We start from the raw sequence: 18009 nt of genomic DNA, 5'->3' as shown, positions 1-18009 counted from the left end.
GATGGCAGCAGAACAGAAACCTGCTTTAGGTTGGAGCACCGCGGCAAAGATTGCATGGCGCGAGCTGCATGCTTCGCAAGCGAAATTTGTCTTTGTCATCCTATCTGTTGCTATTGGTGTGGCCGCGCTCACCGGCGTTCGCGGTTTCAGCGAATCGTTTGTGAAGACAATGCTCGACCAGGCGCGCAGCATCATGTCGGCTGATTTGTCAGCGCGCATGTTTCGCATCGCCGACCCTCAAGAAACCGTAAAGCTGAATGCTCTTGCGACATCAAAAGATATTGAGCGCACATGGGTAACAGAGACTGTCTCGATGGCCTCGCGGCAGGGCGATCCAGTGCCGTTGTTGGTGTCATTGAAGATCGTTGATCCGGAAAAATATCCATTCTATGGAAAGATCATTCTGAATCCTGCCGGGGACTTGCCCACCGCACTAACAGACTCAACCGTCGTAGTCGATGACAATCTTCTGGTGCGTCTGCACGCGAATGTTGGAGACCAGCTGAAGATCGGCGGGCAATATTTCCGCATTGCTGCAGTGATCGAAAAGGAGCCCGACCGCCTGACTGCTGGTGTCGGCATGGGGCCGCGCGTGATGATGACCCGCACTGCAGTTAATAAGACTGGATTGTTGCAGGAGGGAAGTCGCGCGACAGAGCGCTATCTTTTTCGGCTCAATCCGCAGAGCATCAATGTTGCAAGTGCGCGTGCAGAGCTGGAAAAGATTCTTCCTGATGCGCAGATTTCTGATTTTCGCGAGACGAGCCCTGCGATCTCAGAAGGCCTCGACCGTGCGACTGGCCTTTTAAGCCTTATCTGCCTGGTTGCCATGGTGCTTGGAGCGATAGGAGTGGCCATGGCCATGCGCGCCCACTTGCAGCAGCGCATCGATATCCTCGCCATCATGAAATCAATCGGCGCTCGCTCGTCAGATATTCTGCGCATTTATCTGTTGCAGACGCTATTGCTCGGAGTTGCTGGCTCTGTCCTCGGAATCGCTCTGGGCATTGGTGTTGAGTGGGCTTTGCCCATGTTGTTTGGAAAACTATTGCCGCTCCAGCCGCCGCTACGCTTGCCGATTCGTTCTGTCTCCGCAGCATTTGGCACGGGAATACTGACCACGCTATTGTTCTGCCTTCCACCATTACTTGACGTGCGCAAGGTCAGGCCGAATGTCGTCTTGCGAAAAACAGTCGAAGGCGATGCCGAGAAACAGAGCTGGTGGAAGAGACTCAGCGAAAACAGAGTACAGTGGACTTCCGTTGTCGTTGTCCTGCTTGCCCTGGGAGGCATAGCTGCTGCACTGGCTGACTCCATGCTGGTAGGAAAGTGGTTCACCGCGGCGCTTTGCGGGATCCTTGTCTTCGTGCTTGTATTGGCGGCATTCACGCTGCGGACTCTTCGAGCGTTTCTTAATAAGACGCGGCTGCATCTGAACTCAACGCTACGGCATGGCCTTGCCAATCTGTACCGCCCAGGAAATCAGTCTGCAGCCGTACTGGCTGCGCTGGGCACGGGTGTGATGCTCATCCTGAGTGTATTTCTGATGCAGCATGCCATTGTCAACCGCATGAATTCCGATGCCACCACCGGTGCTCCGAATATCTTTCTCATCGACATTGCTCAGGATGAACTGCAGGGGGTGAAGGACCTGCTTGCGCATCAGCCAGGCGTACAGGGGAAGTTCGAATCTATTCCAATCGTTACAGCGCGCATTATTTCTGTTGATGGAATGGACACCGCCAAGCTTAAATTGAAAAACTATCCGCCACGTATGCTGTCTTCCGTTCCGGTGACATGGGCAGATGCAGTGCCGGATGGAGTGAAGATCGTACAGGGCAAATGGTGGCGGAAGAGCGATGCCGATAGTCTTGCCGTTGTCGACCGTGTTGCCCGCAGGCTGAACCTGCATCCCGGTTCCGAGGTCGTCTTCCTTTCCGGAGAAAAGGAGATTCACTCGCACGTTACCCTGACCTACAAAGCAGAAGGAGAGCATGTCTTCGCCCGCAGCGAATTTATCTTGCCATCCGGAACACTGCAGGGATTACCCGTAGTCTGGTATGCGACCGTGCACATCCAGTCACAACAGATTGCATCCATGGAGCGGGCATTGTTTGCTACTTATCCAACGGTGACGGTCATCAACATTGCGGACATTCTCGAAACTGTGCAAGGAGTCATTCATCAGATCACGTTGGTCATCCGTTTTCTGGCAGGATTCTCAATTCTCTCTGGAGCAGTGATTTTGGCGTCAAGCGTTGCCAGCACCCGGTTCAGACGAATTCGCGAGGTGGTAGTCCTCAAGACATTAGGGGCCACGCGTAACCGGATTGCCAGCGTTTTCAGCATAGAATTTGCTTTGTTGGGACTGTTTGCTGGCATTGTAGGAGTGATCTTCGCCAATCTTCTGTCAGCCATGCTGCTCCATAAAATGGAAGTCCCCTACCGCATCGAATATGTTTCCAGCGCAATTACAGTGATAGCAACCGTTGTTCTTGCCGTGATCACGGGATGGATTGCAAGCTTCAGAATTCTGGGCCAGAAACCCTTGGAAGTTTTGCGGGAAGAGTAGACCTCTATGTGGGGCACTGCATACATGACGAGACTCCTTACTTGAAGCCCGCCCGACACCCATCAGAAGTTGACCGAAGCTGCTGCAGCTTTTACTATGAATTAGCAGCACTTCTAAGCGTGCATCCACAGCGCCTAAGCACTGCCCCCTCGTTCAATGGTAGGACAGCTGACTCTGGATCAGCATATCGGGGTTCGAATCCCTGGGGGGCAGCCAATATCATATAAGTTATTTGTAATCTATAATATAGATGATATAAGTTCGAAACCTATTAAAAGCGGCCGGCCAGCTACTTATCAGTAAACTACTGATGAGAGGACAGATGTAAATTGTCTTCGATGGATTGATGGTGTGTTTCGAGGATTGATAACGCGCGTTTCCCGCTAATGATCCAACCAAGCTCCTTTTCTTTGTCAGGTCCGATCAGAAAATGTAGCAGACGCCTTCGCAGGCATCACAGAAATGCAATAAGGGCATCCATTGTTTCTTTGGGTCGCTCTTCCATGAGCCAATGGCCGGTATCCTTCAAATCGATCACCTTGACATCCGTTGCTACGCGCTTCATCTGAGGGCCAAGGATCGCTGCGCTTCCTTTTTCACCCGCGATAGATAGCACGGGCATAGTTAATTTGGTTTGGGATAATCCAGCAAAATCTTTAGCCGTCTCTGGCCATGAAGCGAAGTATGCCCATCCAGCACCCAATACCAGGACCTCGAAATCACCAGTCGCCATCTCCAAAGTTGAGCATACCGGCATAACGGTACCCTCGCTCAAGGACGCGCTCGATTTTTGGGTGAAGATTCTTGGATTCCAGCATCTCTATGCATGGAACTTCGAGAATAGTCCATTTATCGAGAAGCTGGTGGGTGTTGATGGCGCTGCAATGTCGATTGCGATGGTCGAGGGCTATGGCCATCGAATTGAATTGCTCGAATATCAGGCGCCAGGTGATCGCCAGACGTTCAAGCCTCGCTCCTGTGACGTGGGATCAGTTCATGTTTGTCTTTACGTCGACAATATGGATGCCGCACTTGCCCGCGTAGCCGAGGCTCGCTGGTTCCCAGTTGCGGAACCACAGACTGTCGAAGGCGGTGACCGGGACGGAATGCGTCTTATCTACTTGCGTGGGCCTGACGGGGTAACGATCGAGTTCATCCAGAATGCCCCCGCCAAGATAATGCTTTAGATAAGATTCAGTGTAGAACTTCCCAATTTTCTTAAGGAATGGCCACAAACCCTAACGGGACTAAATGAGCTTGAGACGACTGCGGTGTCGCTCAGCATTTGAAATGGACAACCGCGTGAGGAGGAAGCTGTGGCTCAAGAACGGATCATTTCCGCGCTGACTGAAGATATCAACTACAAATTCGAATACAGCGCATCACCGCAAGAACAGATAGTTCGGCTTCAGCACCTAGTAGCCTACATACTCGAAAAGAACGAGTATCTTAGGCAGACCATCACCACACAAAGTGAGAGACTGCCACTAGGAAAGAAGGCTTAGCCTGGATAAGTGCTTGACTTTAAGGCAATTCAATGCAGCTGACATCCCGGATTGCGGATCACGAATGGTAATGAAATTTATCAGAAACTTGGCTGCCAAAGATCACAAGGCTGCGAATTTTGAGGGCGAAATCCCATCAGGAAATTCGCCCTTTTTTTTGTAAGTCAAACGGTCTCTAGGTTTCGTTTAGAACTCCATGCGCAGTGAGAGCTGCAAAACGCGCGGAGCCCATGCAGTGTCGCTATTTCCGGTGATCATTTTGGTCAGCTGACCAAAATTGCTTGGCTGTGTGATGTCATTGAAGCCGCCAGTGTTGGTGGGCGTCTCAAAGTTAGGATGGTTCAGCACATTGAATGCATCGCCTCTTAGCTTCAGAATCAGTCCCCACTCGGGGACGACTTTGAAGGTCTTCGCAAGACCGGCGTCCATATTGAAGTACAGCGGTCCGCGCAGGATATTGCGGCTACCAATCTCGAAGCCGATCGGTCCCTGGAAGGCATTGACAGCAGCATCCGGGTCTTTGAAGAGATTCATGATCCCGTTTGTCTTGTGCGCCTTACGCTGTATTGCTCCGTTATCGCCATTGAAGATGGCCGGTGCGTTGTTGGCATAGCCTGCAACGAACGCGCTGGTTACCGGGGTGAATGCCTGGCCACTGTGCCAGATGGGGATACCGCTGACATCCCATCCGCCCAGGATCTCGTCCAGACCCAGAGGCATATTGCCGCCAAAGGTGCGTCCACGTCCGAAGGGAAGCGAGTAGGTAAAGGTGCTGTTGAAGTAATGGGCCGTATCGAAGTCGGAGTTACCACGGCAGCTACGCGGACGCAGTACATCGCAGATGAAGCCATAGCCGCCATAGGCTACCGTATTCGCTGTTGCCGATACGTTGTCTATGGAGTGCGACCAGGTGTAGTTGGCGGTGAACTGCAGTCCGTGCGACAGGTTCCTCTGCAAGGTCACAAGCAGGCCATGATAGGAGGAGAAGCCTTTGTTGGTGTACATGGTGTTCTCCGAAAACTGAGCCGCCATGCCAACGTTCGGCTGCAGCAGGCTTGAGAGCCCCTGAATCGTATCGGCGAAATCACCACGTGTGAGCAGGGTCTGATAGTTATTGGCTACCCACGCAGTGTTGCTTGGGAAGCCCTGACTGGCTCCATATCCTGCAGGTAGCTGGTTCTCAAACCAGGGCTGCACGGGCACGCTACCCGGGTTGTTGACTGGATCAAGCCCTGTGCGCAACGCTCTAGTCAGGTTGCCGACAGCCTGCGCCATCATCTGTCCGGAGGCCCGGTCGGGGAAGTCAATCAGCTGCTCTGAGTCGGCCTGTGCCAGCAGCCGGCGTCCGAGACGGCCAACGTAGTCGATCCTGAGCTGCGTTGAGTTGGAAAACGCGTGCTGCATGCCGAAGGTGAACATCAGCGAATACGGCGTCTTCAGCGTCGGGTCAATCATTTCATTGAATGCAGCGCCGCTTTGCAGTCCGGTAGGAACACCGTCTGTGACGTATGGGGTAAACGGAGGCTTTGGCGTGCTGGGAGGAACGACGGCCGGAGGCGCATCATAACGGGCATCGGTCCTGAGCGCTCCTGCCGGATCTGTACCTGAACCGAACTGCTCGGAGAGCGGCTGCTGGAAGAGGTAAGAGAATTGGGTCTGCTGATACTGGACAGCGCTGACGATGGTGCGGTCATAGACGGTAGCGAAGCTGCCGCTGAAGACCGTTGCCGGATCGAATCCCGGGTTCCACGCAAATCCCACATGGGGGCCGAAGTTCTTGAAGTCTGAATGATAGAGTCCCGGGCCATGGTTCACAGGGCCGCCCAGCACGTAGGTCAGGAAGGGAACTGCATCGTTGCCGCTGGCGCCGGCGGAGCTTTGCGCGACGCGGGCTTTGATATAGCTGTCTAATGTGGTGGTCTGCACTGTCTCCAGTCCGTGTGTTTCATACGGCACGGAGAAGTACTGATAGCTCAGACCATAGGAAAGAGTGAAACGCGGAGTGACCTTCCAGGTATCGGCGACGTATACCTGTGGCTGGTAGTAGCGGTAGTTGAGAACCTGCGCAGTGCCCTGGGGCTGAGGCTGACCCTGGGCATTGTAGTTGAAGGTACCGCTGACGCCGCCGACGCGGCCCAGGATATCTGTAAAGGCATTGTCCCAGGTGGACTGAGCTGTTGAGCTAGTTGACAAGATATTCTTCGGGCGCAGGCTGCCATTCAACGCCTGGACGGTAAAGTTCAAGCCGATGTTGTAGGTGTCATAGGCCAGAGTGGTGGAGCTCATCTGGGTAATCCACTTGAAGGTGCCGCCGATGGTAAGGTTGTGGTTGCCGATCTGCCAGTTGAAGTTGTCCTGCACCTGCGGGATGGGAATACGGCGTGCCTGTGCATTGGATGGGCTTGAGTAGTAGCTATCGAAGCCTCCGCCCATAGATACCTGAGTCAGGCCCCAGGGATTGCTGGGCCTCGGGAAGCTCCAGTCCTGTACGTTCGTGCCATAGGAGACCTGGTTCGTCTTGTTTTTGCTGATTTGCCAGTCCATGCCGATGACGTAGGCATAGCTGCGGTCGACGAACTGGCTTGCAGGCGGTTGCCCTGGAAACTGCGAGGCTGAATTGTATTGGTTCTCGCGCGCAACGGTGCCGCGTCCCCACAGGTGAATGGTGTCGCTCAGGTTGTAATCGAGTCTGCCGACATAATTTGTGGCCATGTCCGGCTGAGGCGAGTTGAACCGGAATCCGCCAGTATTCACGCCGTCTCCATGTGTCAGGTCATTCGGCGCCGGATATTGCTTGAGCAGCGCGAGAACCGCCGGGCTCTCGCCAATTCCTGCGGGGTCCAGCTGCTGCACCTGCGCCGGCGTATATGTGCTGATGCAATTTGATGTGGTGTTCTGGCGGCTTCCACCTGTGCAGCCTGCGTTGTTGTTGATGTAGGAGACATTGCCGGAAGTGAATGAAGGCAATGGCACCGTGCGGGTCACCGCCGTGCTCTGTGAAATCCGCGAGTTGTTGTAGTCAAAGAAGAAAAAGAGGCGATCGTGCTTAATAGGGCCACCCACTGCACCGCCGAACTGATTACGCACCAATTTGGGCGAGCGGACGTCTGCCAGGTTATTGAACCAGTCGTTGGCGACAGTTGAGTTGTCGCGATGGTACTCGTTCAGATTGCCGTGCCACTGGTTGGAGCCGCTCTTGGTCACCATCTGAAACTGTCCGCCGCCGCCAGGGCCGCTGCTGGACGTAAAGCCGCCAGTGGTGCCGCGGAACTCCTGCACGGAGTCCACTGGAGCGTTGGCAACAATTGACTGGAAGTTTCCCGTTCCGAAGTCATTGACATCCAGACCATCGAGCGTGGCGTTCGTCTGATCGGTTCGCGCACCGCTGGTCGCGCCGCTGAGAGTGACACCCGGTTGCAGAGTGAACAGTACTGAGGGTGACGAGCGGTTCTGAATAGGCAGGTCATTCAGCTTGGAGACCTCGAGATTGTTGCCGATTGAGGCATCTTCCGTGTTGAGCGTAACCTCCTGGCCTGCGGCATTCACGGTGATTTCTACGTTTTGCCCCGGCTTGAGCTTTGCGTTCTGGGTGCGGACGTTCGCAACATTGACGTAGATGTTATCTACCTGGAAAGGAGAGAAGCCTGATTGCGTGAATACCAGCCGATAGCCCGGGCCTGGAGCAACAGGCGAGATGCGATAGGAACCCTCAGAATTCGTGTCTGCCGTGTATTGCACGCCTGTTGTGGGATTGGACAACACTACGTGCACGCCTGGAACCACCGCTCCTGATGTATCCGTAACGACGCCTGTGACGGTTGCTACTGCCTGTGCATGCAAAAGCGATGGAGACGCGGCAAGCATGGCTAACAACAAAACTCTATATACAAAAGCACGCATTCTCTGAGAGATCTCCTAAAGCAAAAGAAAAAGTGAATTGAAGTTGAACTGATGGATAAAAAATACAGAAATGAATGAATGGATGTTTATCGTTCAGCAATTAACTTGCCAAATAAGTTTTATAACTGGCAGAACAGTGTACTTGTGATTTTTCCTTCAGAACTGAGGGGTTGCAGAGTGCAACCGTATAAATATCAGCCGGCGAATCTACATATTTCTGGATTTTTTATTGGAAACGTTTCCATAAATGAAATATTGCCTGCTGATGCGTTTGGAGCCTCTTCCTGCTATGGACGGAAGAGAGAGAACCAGATGAACTGGGAAGAATCGGGAAACTTAGCGTCGAATCAGCTCCAATGAACACTGCCCGCTGGTCTCAAACCGACTGTTCATAAGCAGGAGATTTCCGTCGACGGCATCCCTCTCGTGATCATGTCTGATTTGTATCGTATGCTGCCGGCAGTCGTGGGTGGAATTCGCGCTACTCTATTTTTGATTCGTCGAGCACTATGTCCTGCGTTGAGGTAATGCTGCGTCCGGCCTCATGCTTCAGATACAGGTTCAGAAATGCGATTTGTTTGCGCCACGCGTCGAGACGGTGATCGCGCTGCGAAAATCCGTGCAGCTCTTTGGGGTAGGTGAAGTACAGATATGGCTTGCCGGCCTTTTTGAGCGCTGCCGTAAACAGCTGCGACTCATAGGGCGGGACCTGTGGATCATCTTCGCCGTGCATGATCAGCAGGGGAGCGGTGACTCTGGGAACATCGGGCAGGATATTTGCTTTACGATATACTTCCGGTTTCTTTTTAGGATCGCCTCCCATTTTTTCCGTCCAGCGAATTGCCGATGGGCGGTTGGTGCGCTCGATGAAGGATGCGCGGTCAACCACGCCGTAGAGTTCGATGGCGGCATGAAACACATGCGGCTGTTTTGTAACTTCATACGCCACCATCGTGCCGCCGTGGCTTCCGCCGCCGATGCCGATCCGTTCTTTATCGGCGAACCCCAGTGAGACCAGGTATTCAGCGCCGAGAGCTACATCATCGACTTCACCGCCGCCGCTGTCTTCGACATTCAGGTTGCGGAACTTCTCTCCGTAGCCGCTGCTGCCGCGGTAATTGGGAGTCAGAACGACGTAGCCGTTCTGCGCCAGGTAGAGCGCCCATGGGTCCCATCCCAGAGTGTCCTGACCTTCAGGGCCGCCATGGATCCAGAGCACTGCGGGATATTGCTTGCCCGCGACGTAATGCAGCGGCTTGTAGAGGATGGCGGCAATGTCCAGGCCGTCCTTGCTCTTGTAATGAACGACCTCGGGCTGCGCGAGACCTGTATTCGCAAAGCTGATGGGCTGCGTGCGAAGCAGAAGATGAGCGGCATTGCCGTTGAGTGAGGCAACGGCAAGACTCGATGGCTCGAAGGATGAGTTGTGCAGGAAATAAATGCGATGTCCATCCGGCGACCAGATGGGTTCGCCTTCAGTGCCGGCCGATACAGAGGCCACTTCACGAGGATGACTTCCATCCACGGAAACAATCCAGATGTGCCGCTCTTCCAGCTTGTTTCGATTGGAAGCGAAGGCCAGGTACTTTCCGTCAGGAGAAAACACAGGGCTCTCGTCTTCGGAGTCGCCTGTTGTTACCGGATGAGGATCGCCGCCGTTCGCCGGAATGAGATAAATCTTGTCCCAGCCGGTGTTCTGCAAAATGACGGCCAGCGATTTGCCATCGGGAGACCATTCAGGACGGCGGATGGACCAGCCTCCTCCGCGGTCTTCCTGCGCAGTGTAGATCACTTTGGGCTCGCCTTTGAGCCGGCCGGCCGCGGAATCGAATTCCGCCACAAGCAGGCGTCCGCTGAAATGCTCGGGCGAGCGTTCGACGTAGGCGATGCGCGTGCCGTCGGGCGACCATGAAGCATTTTCTTCATCCGCCGGGGAGGTAGTAAGAAGGCTGGTGGAAAGGCCGTCTTCGCTGACGACGCCAAGATCAGCATTGCCGCGGCGGCCTGTCTCGAAGAGAATCCATTTGCCATTCGGCGACCACAGTGGACTGCGATCGGTTGCAGTGCGTGGATCACCGGCGCCGTGGCGGCCCTCGGTCAACCGCTGCGGCTGGCCTCCGGCAACAGGCACGGTCCATATCGCGCCTTCACTGACGAAAGCGATCGACCGCCCGTCGGGCGACCATTTGATTCCTTGCTTGCCGCCCGGCGTTGTCGTCAACTGAGCGGGCCAGCCTCCTTCGGAAGAAACAAGAGCAATCTGTCCCCCATGTGCGAGCGCGAACTCGTGCCCATCGGGCGAGAGATCGACAGATGTCAGACCGCTTGCGTCGGCCAGATCTTCCAGCGTAAGTTTTGCCGGGGCATTGACCGTAGCGGCGCTGCTCCAAATCGCCGTTGCGAGAAAAAGACCCGATACCGAATGGCGCACAAAAGCGGTCTTCATCTTCATTTCTCCTTAAAAACGATAGCGCACGGTAAACTGCGCCGATCGCGGAAGCTGTATGTTCTGCAACTCGCCGAAGGTCTGGGATGAGGCATTGTTACCGTTGACGAACTGCTGGCCCGCGCCGCGGTTTGTGAGATTGTAGAGATTCGCGTCAGCCTCCACCGATTGACGATCGGTGAGATTGAATACGCGGCCTACAAGCGTATTCCATTGGATCAGCCAGGGGCACCAGATCTGTCCTTCACCGCGATTCGCATTCTGGAAACGGTATGTGGTGGCCAGTGGATTCGAAACTGTACGGCCATCAGTTTTCATGGTTGCCGGCCCATACTGACCGTTGTAACTGGGCAGAGTAATGATGACCGGACCGCCGGGAGTGCCCGATTGCGCGGTGAACGTATTCGACACGCGCAGCTTCCAGGGCGCCTGCCAGTTGATACCGGTCCGCCACTGGTGACGCTGCCACATTCGGTTGCGCGTGTCGCCGGTGTAATCGTTCGTGACATATCCGCGCACCGAGCCTATACCTGCATTGTTGGCAAACTTAGTTGGCTCCAGAATTGCGGCGGGATCATATGGCTGCCATGTGCCGGCCAGATGATCGGGAGAGTAAGAGTAGGTGCTGAGCAACTGGAGATTGCGCGCCTGTTTCGTAACCGTTACCTCGATGCCCTGATAGACAAACCAGTTCCACTTATTGTTGGTGACATAGTAGGTGTTATTGAGCGCGGGGTTTACCAGGCCGCCCCAGACTGTTCCGCTGGAAGTGGTGCTGTAAATCTGGTTGGTATCGTACTCGGCAGGACGATCCTTGTAGTCGCGGTGGATGTAGCTGGCGTCGACCACGACTTCTCCCGGAAGCTGCGTCCGGTAGCCAACAATCCATTCCTGCACATAACCCTGGTGGCGGTGCGGATCGAAAGTCTTGCCGAGGAAGCTGGATGTGCTTCCCGGAGTGACAATTTGCCCGAAGACTGAGCCATTCGGATTGTAATACGTATCTGTCGTAGTTACAGTGCTAGTTGCTGCGGTCCCGAGATAGCTCGCATTTGTAATATCGGTAATCTTCGACCAGCTGGCACGGACGACGTTCTTCTGATTTGCGGTCAGAACGTAGGCGCCGCCAATGCGGGGCGCATAGTTCCATGAGTGCTGGGTTGTGACTTTGAACTCCAAGTCACGCCCTGAAATCCAGTCGGGACGCAGCCCTGCGGTAATGGACAGCCGGGGAATGGGCCGCCAGCGGTCCTGGATATACCAGGCGTAATCGTTGGCGCCGATGTAGCTGGCCAGGAAGCTCTGGGTGCCGTTCACCGACTGCGTATGAAAAATTGTGTAGCCCTGCGTAGCGTCACTCGGATTGTTGAGGGCTGCGTCTTCCTGAACGATGCCGCCGCCATTGGCATAATATGTGGTATTTTTATCGCGCTCGTGCGGTTCCAGATAAAAGCCTGCATCCAGTTCGTGCGTGCCCCATGCCCTGGGAATGTAGTAGGTGAGATCGCCTGTAAGCGTAAGTTTCTGCGCCGGATTCAACGATACAGAGGACAGGTTGTTCAGAGTTGCGAGTGAAGCGCCCTGACCGAGTAGCTTGCCCGCAGATGCGGTAGAGGTTGCATATATATCTTCTTCCGGTTTGTTCCCGACGCCTCCGATAGCTCCCAGGCTGCTGTTTGCTCCTTTGTTGTTGTACGAGATAAGAAAGCGAGTCAAAAGCTGTGGACTCCACTGCGAGATCAGGCGAAGGCCATACGCGCCGCCGCCATATTGATTCTTCGCAATGTCCGTTGTGTACCACTGGTAATTGGCATCCTGCTTGCGGCTGTCATACTGGGCGATGCCCATGAGCCGGTGACGCGGCGAAAGCTGTACGGAGGCATTTCCGAGGAAGACAAACCCGCGCGACTCATTGGGAAATGGCTGAAAGCCTGGATCGATCTGCCGCAGATAATCCGTCTGCGCGCTTGTCTGGCTGATTCCATCATCGCGATGAATGTAGCGGCCGGAGAAGAAGAACCAGGCCCGCTGCCTCTTGATAGGGCCACCGATAGAAAAATCAGGCTGCTCCGATGCCGAGGCTGCGGCGTTGCCGCCGGAGACATTGTTTGCATTGAGCGTTGCCGGGCCGATGAGATAGAGGACGGAGCCGTGAAACTGATCGCTGCCTACCGGGCTCGCAAGGTTGATGACCATGCCCATTGCAGCGGGCGATGAGGCATCGTTCGCTCCGGTCTTGATCTGAATATCTCCGAGCGACTCGTTGGCGATGCTGATGCTGTTCGACGGCCAGTTCTGCTCGAAGCTGCCGATGTCCATGCCGTCCAGCAATACTGCGTGGTTTTCATTTTCCGAGCCGCGCAGAAAATATGTCTGCCCGCCTTCGGCGTCGCTCGATGCGCTGATGATGCCGGGCGTGACCTGCAGCGAGTCTGACCAGTCGTGGCGGCCAGTGATGGGGATATTGCGCAGCAGCTCGCCGCTTAGATTCACCGCCTGCTCCGAGCTCTGCGTGTCGATCAAAGGGGCATCGCCCGAAACCTGCACAGTCTGCGCCTGCGAACCAACGTTGAGAGAAATATCCACGGTCACGTTGAGTCCTGCGCGCACGATGAGCCCGACGCGGACAAATTTCTGGAAGCCTGAGTTCTCAGCTTCCAGCGTGTAGTCGTTCGATGGCGGCAACTCGATCAGGCGGTAATTTCCCTGGTCATCGGTGACCGCTTTGAAGGTGCCTCCGACTGCGGGGCTGTGGGCGACAATCTGCACGCCTGTGAGCGCGGCCCCGGTATTGTCTGTGACGTGACCATAAATGCTGCCGTCAGCCGATGTCTGAGCAAAAACCAGAAAACTGAGGAGAAGTGGAGCAAGTGCCGCGCTGCGGCGAATCCACAGATAGATATTTTGTCTTGTCATTGTCGCGACTCCTGAAATCGTTCGTGTAAGAGCGGCAGGGGCACTCCTGCGAGGGAGCAATCCTGTTAGTTGGTTGTCCGATTGTGAGGAGGGGTCTGAGTCCGAATGCGGCAAATGGGATAGCCGTCCGCTGAACTCAGTTAGAAGAGCGGCAACAACAACACGAAAAGAGCATTGCGGTAGTGCGAAGAGGCAATTCCTGCGCGTAGTACGTCGTGGTTTGCAAGTGTTTACTGGCCATGAGCTGACTCCGAGGAGAGTTTCTTTCGGGCCGAGTGTGTGGAGGCTGCGCCGATTGCTTCCGGTGTGGAGGAAGAGTAGAGCAGCGCGTTAAAGAACAGTTTGTATGTGACTTCAGACTGCGCGCGATACTGAGGCCGGAAGCCAAAGAGAATGATGCGACCTTTGCCAGCGGGCTCTTCCGCGATTGCCGATGCGCCGTTGAGATATTTGCCGCCCAGGATCCAGCCGCTCAGCAGCGGATTGTCGCTTGAATAAGAAGCAATGGAGCGTGCGTTGCCGGTGACTTTGAAAGTCGGCCCCTGCTCAAAGAAGACAGGAACGGTAGGCGTCGAACCAAAGCCAATCGGATCGGTAGTGTCCACGGAAATCTGAAGGATAGATCCCGGGATGTAGAAGTCCTTGTTGCTGACTCCTTCGAGAACATTGGTCAGATCGCCGGAATCTTTGTTCGCATAAATTTCAGAGGCGCGGTTCAACGTGACGATTGTCCCTCCGGCCTCAGTGAATGCCTTCAGGCTAGCCTGCCCATCCTCGCCAAGTCCGCCGCGAAATTCCGGCGGAACTTCCGGACCGCCTGCAGATTCGCCGCCAAATGCCGCCCGCCCGCTTGTGATGGCGCGCGGCGCGTTGTCTGGCAGGATGATTACATCGAAGCGCTGATTCAGGTTGCCTTTGCGGACATCCGCGTCGACGACTCTGGTGTAGGGAATACCGTTCTGGTCTAAGATCCAGCGCGTCCAGCCTTCATCCATTGAAGCAATCCAGCTCTGATAGAGGCCGATCCGCGGCAGGTGCACCCGCAGAGCATTGCCCTGAACCGGTGTGGACGAAGGGCGGATATCGATGGGGAACTTTGCGGCAACTACAGCGAGTTTCGCGTCAATGCCTTTCTGCTGCGGAATATAAATCGTTCCCGGATCAACACCGTTTCCTGTCAGACGCCAGGCCTCGACGTTGTCCTTTAACAGTGCGAACAGGGCATAGAGGCCGCTGTTTGTGTTATCGGCGATCAGGTAACCATGTCCGCCGGAGGCTTTTTCAAAATGTCCTGCCGCGGGTGCAGCGTCATTCACTTCGCTTGCGGCTACGGTGAATTTGTTTTGAACTTCGACGGCCTTTACACCGAACAGCAAGGGAAGCGTCTGTGCGGTGACGTCGTAGGGCCGCTGCAATGGGCCGCCGGGATACTGCGCAATGTTCGGATAATGCTGGATTTCAAGCAGCGTTTTGGCAAAGTTTCCATAGGGCTGCGCCAAGCGCACAATGTAGCTGCCGCGCCCGTAGTGTTGACCGTCAGCGTCGAAGTCAGCATCTGCTTTCTCTACCTCGACGGCGCCAATGCGGAGTATGTTGATGAGCCTTGCAGTTGTCGCCTGATCCGTCTGCTCGGCCGGAATTACGTAAGCATAAGGCCCGGACTGCGGATTCACCGCGTGCAGGCCAATCTGATAGAAGTTCTTCAGATAGCGTTCGCGATAGGTTGCGGCATTGTTTGCTATGGAAAAGAACGCGTCAATCTGGTAGTCGACAATGTCGCTCAGCCGCCAGAGGCCACCTCTCCATGGATCAGGGAAGTTCCATGCGGCCATCTTTGCGTCATAGCCGATGCCGCGATCCAGCTTCTCGAATGGAATGTTGATGGGCGAGGCGATATTGACGCTTGCCGATTCCGTCAGGACGCGGAGCCCGTTATGCAGAGCAATGTAGTCGCGCAGCGGCGACCAGAAATCATACACGCCGTGAATCAGCACGCCCTGCTTGCCGGTCTGCGCAATCTCAAGAGCGGTATTCGTTCCCAGAGCATTCATCGACTCCACCAGAAGCGGATCGACATTGGGATCGATGGGATCAACCCAGGGAGGCAGATAGATGCGTGGCCCGTTCGATCCCATCTGGTGGATGTCGTAGAGGATTTGCGGATGCCATGGATTGATGACTTTCTCAACCGCGAGACGTGTTTCCACCTGCGTGAACGAGCTCCAGTCACGGTTGTCGTCATGGCCCACGTAGTGATGCCACAATACAACTGGGCTGCTTCCTTCATAGGGAGTGCCAAGGTATTTCTTGTACCAGTCGACGACGAGCTGCTGGCCATCGGGATTGAGCGACGGCACGAGCACGATGATTACGTTGTGCAGGATGGAACGAATTTCGGGGGAATCGCCTGTTGCCAGATGGTAGGCAAATTCCGTTGCGCTCTGCGAGCTGGCAATTTCAGTGGAATGAATGTTGCAGGTAACAACTAAAACTGTCTTTCCCTCCGCGATCAGCTGCTTTGCTTCCTCGGGAGTCGTAGTGCGCGGATCTGCAAGCTTTTTCTGGATTTCCTGATAGCGTTCGATATGAGCGAGATTCTCCGGATCGGAAATCGTTACTGCGACAAACGGACGGCCCTCAGTTGTCTTGCCGACCTCTGCGTAGCGAACACGGTCCGATTCAGATGCGAGCTTTTCGAAGTACGCCGTCAGCTGCTTCCAGTCAGCCAGCTTGCGGTCTGTGCCCGGCTTGAATCCGAAAGCTTCTTCCGGAGAAGTGATGTGACTGGCGGGAGCTGCGGATGCCAGCTGTGCAATAAAGACAGAAAGAAGAAACAACTTTTTCATGCGTATCTAACCCTTCTACCGCTCCAAAGTTAGTGGACAGCCGAAGCACTTTCAGGAAAATGCGCGACACAAACCGGCTTATGGCCAGTCAGGATTGCTGTCTTGAGATCGAAAAAATACGAATTCAATAACCGGAGCTACTTGAAAGCGCGATCTAGGTAAGCCCGTAACCGAGTATCTGTATCCCGGCAATGAAGCTGATACAGAGAACAAGGGGTCATGAATTCAGTTTTCTTGGGAGGATCCGTATGTCAGGAACGACATCGAGTAAAGGCACGCGTGCCGACACGACGCTGTGTAGAGAATGCGCATTGAAATGTCAGCTTCATTGCTAGAAGAAATATCATATACCGGAAGAAAGTCAAGCCCGCCTCTAAAGTTCGGTGCAACAGCAATTTTCGAATGGTATTTCTAAGTCAGTCTGCTGGGGTATTCTTGCCAGAATTTTCCTGAGTCAGCTTCCGCATAATCCCCAGAACTAGAATTATTCGTGAATTGTGAGGATTCCATTTCTTGTGCAGATCGCGACTTGGGCGGCTAACTCTTATCGCTTCCCACACCTGACAATCAATTCTTTGTAACTATCGATCAAACCGATCTAAAGAACTTCGAAGCGACCGACTCTCTTGTGGCAGCGGCGCTGGATCACATTGAAAGAATGCCTGGTTTGCAACCGCATATTTTAACAAGGCCCCGACGAATCTATGCGCTGCCGTCTTTGCAACGAGTAAGAAGACGACATTTCACAACCTCGAGAACTGTGCCAACGAGCAGCGTCAGATTGGCGAGGTGCGAGCAGTGCTGGCGGCGTGGGCGGCCAGGTATTCTCATCCAGCAAACTCAGGAATGTCAGACAACATGCTCATGATGAAAATGACGTCGAACGCGATGACTCAGGCAATGAGAAGCATGCCGCCTGGCTGTAAACTGCTCCTACCGGGATGCTTATTCTTGTCGAAAGCTCTTTATTTGATATTATGGGCACAAAAGATGTAATCAGAATCGATGAAGAGACACCGTGCGAACAACTGTTGCTTTAGTTCTGTTGATGTGTTCGATTCCGGCATTCGGTGCTGATCCTTGTGCAAGCGCATCCACGGTATTGGCAACCACGCAAAAGAAGATGTACGCGCGCTCTATTTCCAGCAATCTGACGAAGTGGCAGTCGCCAACCCAGATCCAAATAGATAAGGCACTTACACTTGGAAATTGGACTGCTATTTGGGCTACACCCAAAGACATGGAGCAGGGCATATTCTTTTACTCTAAGGAAAAGACCGGCCTGACATTCCATGATGTCTGGGGTGGCTATGCAACACCTTCAGAAAAACAGGACATTGTGCGCTGGGTGAAGAAACTGTCTCCCTCGGTGCCAGATGACTTTGCCAGGTGCATTGCGGATATCCTTACAACAGAACACTAAACGGGGACTCATGATTAATATTCCGACATAGGGGAGATCACTTCCCATTAGGAATAGCCTGCGCACTTGGTCTCGAACTTGTTGGTCAAAAATGCGGTGTGCGGCACCTTGATTCTTGATCGCTGCTTTCCATGAGAGCGACTCATATCATCGTTAACGATCAATATTTAACGACGTGCTGACACTGCATTACTGTTGCAAAGCGTTGGTGGAACTCTGAGTCGTTAAGGAGGACGATGAGGATATCTTCGGCTTGTCTGGTAAAACTTCGATTTGTCAGCGATGAGCAGGAGAAATCAGCTTTTTCATCGCCATTTGTGGACACGGGCGCAGGCAGCATGGAGTCGCCGCTGAACTCCATCCTGCTTGCTTGACCTGGATAAGCGTATGCTTCGACTCTT

The 18009-nt window shown here is 54.2% G+C and carries 9 protein-coding genes and 1 tRNA gene; 5 read left to right on the top strand and 5 right to left on the bottom strand.

Features of this window, described 5'->3' with window-relative positions:
- Nucleotide 1: 1 nt before the first annotated feature.
- Both AC5S16_RS18455 and AC5S16_RS18450 read left to right on the top strand, forming a co-directional pair.
- Nucleotides 2-2572 carry an ABC transporter permease gene (locus AC5S16_RS18455; RefSeq protein ID WP_493931579.1) on the top strand — a complete coding sequence of 857 codons (2571 nt, stop codon included), beginning with the start codon at nucleotides 2-4 and terminating at the stop codon, nucleotides 2570-2572.
- A 142-nt stretch (nucleotides 2573-2714) separates the two neighbouring features.
- Nucleotides 2715-2788, top strand: a tRNA-Gln gene (locus AC5S16_RS18450).
- Between the two features lie 238 nt (nucleotides 2789-3026).
- Here the strand turns inward: AC5S16_RS18450 and AC5S16_RS18445 are convergent.
- Entirely contained in the window at nucleotides 3027-3347 is a 321-nt protein-coding gene (locus AC5S16_RS18445; protein WP_493931578.1) for an alpha/beta fold hydrolase, read from the bottom strand.
- A 19-nt stretch (nucleotides 3348-3366) separates the two neighbouring features.
- On the opposite strand from AC5S16_RS18445, the gene AC5S16_RS18440 reads away from it, so the two are divergent.
- Complete coding sequence (locus AC5S16_RS18440; RefSeq protein WP_493931577.1) at nucleotides 3367-3759, top strand: VOC family protein; 393 nt, start codon at nucleotides 3367-3369, stop codon at nucleotides 3757-3759.
- 504 nt (nucleotides 3760-4263) lie between these two features.
- On the opposite strand, the gene AC5S16_RS18435 is transcribed toward AC5S16_RS18440, so the two are convergent.
- The 4 genes from AC5S16_RS18435 to AC5S16_RS18420 form a co-directional block, all read right to left on the bottom strand.
- Nucleotides 4264-7977 carry a carboxypeptidase-like regulatory domain-containing protein gene (locus AC5S16_RS18435; protein ID WP_493931576.1) on the bottom strand — a complete coding sequence of 1238 codons (3714 nt, stop codon included), beginning with the start codon at nucleotides 7975-7977 and terminating at the stop codon, nucleotides 4264-4266.
- Nucleotides 7978-8458: 481 nt separating this feature from the next.
- Nucleotides 8459-10423 carry a S9 family peptidase gene (locus AC5S16_RS18430; protein WP_493931575.1) on the bottom strand — a complete coding sequence of 655 codons (1965 nt, stop codon included), beginning with the start codon at nucleotides 10421-10423 and terminating at the stop codon, nucleotides 8459-8461.
- A 12-nt stretch (nucleotides 10424-10435) separates the two neighbouring features.
- The gene (locus AC5S16_RS18425; protein ID WP_493931574.1) at nucleotides 10436-13339 is read right to left on the bottom strand and encodes a TonB-dependent receptor; all 2904 of its coding nucleotides are present in this window, start codon (nucleotides 13337-13339) and stop codon (nucleotides 10436-10438) included.
- Between the two features lie 230 nt (nucleotides 13340-13569).
- Nucleotides 13570-16185: a M14 family metallopeptidase gene (locus AC5S16_RS18420; protein ID WP_493931573.1), complete on the bottom strand. Its 2616-nt coding sequence runs from the start codon at nucleotides 16183-16185 to the stop codon at nucleotides 13570-13572.
- A gap of 1018 nt (nucleotides 16186-17203) precedes the next feature.
- On the opposite strand from AC5S16_RS18420, the gene AC5S16_RS18415 reads away from it, so the two are divergent.
- Entirely contained in the window at nucleotides 17204-17608 is a 405-nt protein-coding gene (locus AC5S16_RS18415) for a hypothetical protein (protein ID WP_493931572.1), read from the top strand.
- 236 nt (nucleotides 17609-17844) lie between these two features.
- On the top strand, nucleotides 17845-17982 hold the full coding sequence (locus AC5S16_RS18410; protein WP_493931571.1) for a hypothetical protein: 138 nt from the start codon (nucleotides 17845-17847) through the stop codon (nucleotides 17980-17982).
- Nucleotides 17983-18009: the final 27 nt, after the last annotated feature.

It is taken from the genome of Acidobacterium sp. FHG110202_01 (assembly GCF_059115305.1).
Note: the sequence above shows the minus strand (reverse complement) of the source record. Positions and strands in the feature narration are given on the sequence as shown.

Bases quoted from the DNA above. Each gene is read 5' to 3' on its own strand.
- AC5S16_RS18455 (WP_493931579.1), top strand. From the start codon at position 2: ATGGCAGCAGAACAGAAACCTGCTTTAGGTTGGAGCACCGCGGCAAAG.
- AC5S16_RS18435 (WP_493931576.1), bottom strand. From the start codon at position 7,977: ATGCGTGCTTTTGTATATAGAGTTTTGTTGTTAGCCATGCTTGCCGCG.
- AC5S16_RS18430 (WP_493931575.1), bottom strand. From the start codon at position 10,423: ATGAAGACCGCTTTTGTGCGCCATTCGGTATCGGGTCTTTTTCTCGCA.
- AC5S16_RS18425 (WP_493931574.1), bottom strand. From the start codon at position 13,339: ATGACAAGACAAAATATCTATCTGTGGATTCGCCGCAGCGCGGCACTT.
- AC5S16_RS18420 (WP_493931573.1), bottom strand. From the start codon at position 16,185: ATGAAAAAGTTGTTTCTTCTTTCTGTCTTTATTGCACAGCTGGCATCC.
- AC5S16_RS18410 (WP_493931571.1), top strand. From the start codon at position 17,845: ATGAGGATATCTTCGGCTTGTCTGGTAAAACTTCGATTTGTCAGCGAT.